At 63.0% G+C, this 1,471-nt stretch carries 3 protein-coding genes; 2 read left to right on the top strand and 1 reads right to left on the bottom strand.

Annotated features, from left to right (window positions below):
* Window positions 1–43: 43 nt before the first annotated feature.
* Window positions 44–607 carry a peptide deformylase gene (locus F4V54_RS10785; RefSeq protein WP_150387137.1) on the bottom strand — a complete coding sequence of 188 codons (564 nt, stop codon included), beginning with the start codon at window positions 605–607 and terminating at the stop codon, window positions 44–46.
* 22 nt (window positions 608–629) lie between these two features.
* Between F4V54_RS10785 and F4V54_RS10780 the strand changes: the two genes are divergently transcribed.
* Window positions 630–845, top strand: coding sequence for a DUF3263 domain-containing protein (locus F4V54_RS10780; protein ID WP_034662110.1), 216 nt, complete (start codon window positions 630–632; stop codon window positions 843–845).
* Between the two features lie 142 nt (window positions 846–987).
* Window positions 988–1,471 (top strand): hypothetical protein (locus F4V54_RS10775; protein WP_211359491.1); only part of this gene is annotated, 484 nt, incomplete at its 3' end.

The following is a 1,471-nucleotide window of genomic DNA, read 5'->3' as shown; positions in this document are numbered from 1 at the left end:
CCCCGATCACCCGGGCGTGCCGGGCCCTGACGAAACGCCACCGCTAATGCCCGAACGGGTCGGGGTCCGTGCCGGGAAGCCACGTGTTGCCCGCGTGGTCCCAGCCATTGCGCTTCACCGCGCGCTTCGCTTCGCGCTTGTACCGGCCAGTGAGTACGTCAAGGTACACAAACCCGTCCAGGTGGCCGACCTCATGCTGCAGGCAGCGCGCGAAAAAGCCCGTGCCCTCTACCGAGACTTCGTTGCCGTTCTCGTCCAGGCCCGTGACCTTCGCCCACTCCGCGCGGGCCGTGGGGAAGGACTCGCCAGGAACGGACAGGCAGCCCTCCTCATCGTCGTCGCTGGGCATCGTCTTCGGGATCTCACTGGTTTCCAGAACCGGATTAATCACCGTGCCCCGCCGCATCATGTCCCCATCCGGGCAGTGATACACAAACAGGCGCTTGTTCACTCCGATCTGATTAGCCGCCAGACCCACTCCGTGTGCGGCGTCCATCGTCTCGTGCATATCCTCAATGAGCTGCTTGAGCTGCTCAATCGGTTCCGTTACCGGCTCTGTGGGGGTGTGCAAAACCGGGTCGCCGTAAATCACAATGGGTCGGATCATGGGGCCAGTATAAGGTGGGAGCGTGGAGCCCTCCGACCTGACCATCCTCGACTTTGCCGCCCGCGCCCCCCGCAGCCTCGGCGCCCGCGAGGAAGCTATCCGCGTTGAGCTCGGCATGTCGCCCTTCAGGTACTACCAAAAGCTCAATTCGCTTATCGACGACCCCTTAGCCCTCGCCGCCCGCCCCCAACTCGTCCGTCGCCTCCAACGCATACGTGACCAGCGGGCCCTGGGGTAGGTGTGTGGCGCGATATTTCACTAGGGCGCGTTCGATCCGGGGGCGAGATGTCTTGACAGGTCCTCGACCTGATCAGCGGGAAAATTGGCCGAACCGCGCGTCGCTCGGTGCGTGTAGACCGAGCCACATTAGAGTTTCGTCTGTGACTTATACGAATCCTGGTAGGGGCAACCGAGGTAACTCCGGCAACGACCGCAATAGTGGCCGGGGCAAGGGCTCTGGTCGAGCCCGCGATCTGTATGAGGAGAACGTCATTATCGGGACGGAAGCTTATCCGTCAGTAGAAAAGGCCGTGAAAAGCCAGAAAGCTCGCCGAAGGAAGCCGATGGGCGGTTCCTTCGGCGAGCCTTTCGAGGACGTTCACGACGAACCCGTGACCAGAGCAGCTGGCGCAGCCAGGTTTGGGCGCCACAGTCAGACGGATGACGTCGACTTCGAAGACATCGAGGGGTACGAGGACTACGACGATTACGACCAAGACGGCTACGCCGACGAACCCTCCGCTTACGCATCTGAACTGGAAGATGACCGCGGAGGCGTCCTCGCCGCGGGGGCGATGGGGGCGAGCGTGGCTGATGATGGGGCAGCCCGCGCAGGTGCGGGCACAGTGTCCAGCAGTGCGGCGA

This window comes from Corynebacterium tuscaniense (assembly GCF_008693065.1).
Taxonomy (GTDB): Bacteria; Actinomycetota; Actinomycetes; order Mycobacteriales; family Mycobacteriaceae; genus Corynebacterium; species Corynebacterium tuscaniense.
Note: the sequence above shows the minus strand (reverse complement) of the source record. Positions and strands in the feature narration are given on the sequence as shown.

Bases quoted from the DNA above. Each gene is read 5' to 3' on its own strand.
- F4V54_RS10785 (WP_150387137.1), bottom strand. From the start codon at position 607: ATGATCCGACCCATTGTGATTTACGGCGACCCGGTTTTGCACACCCCC.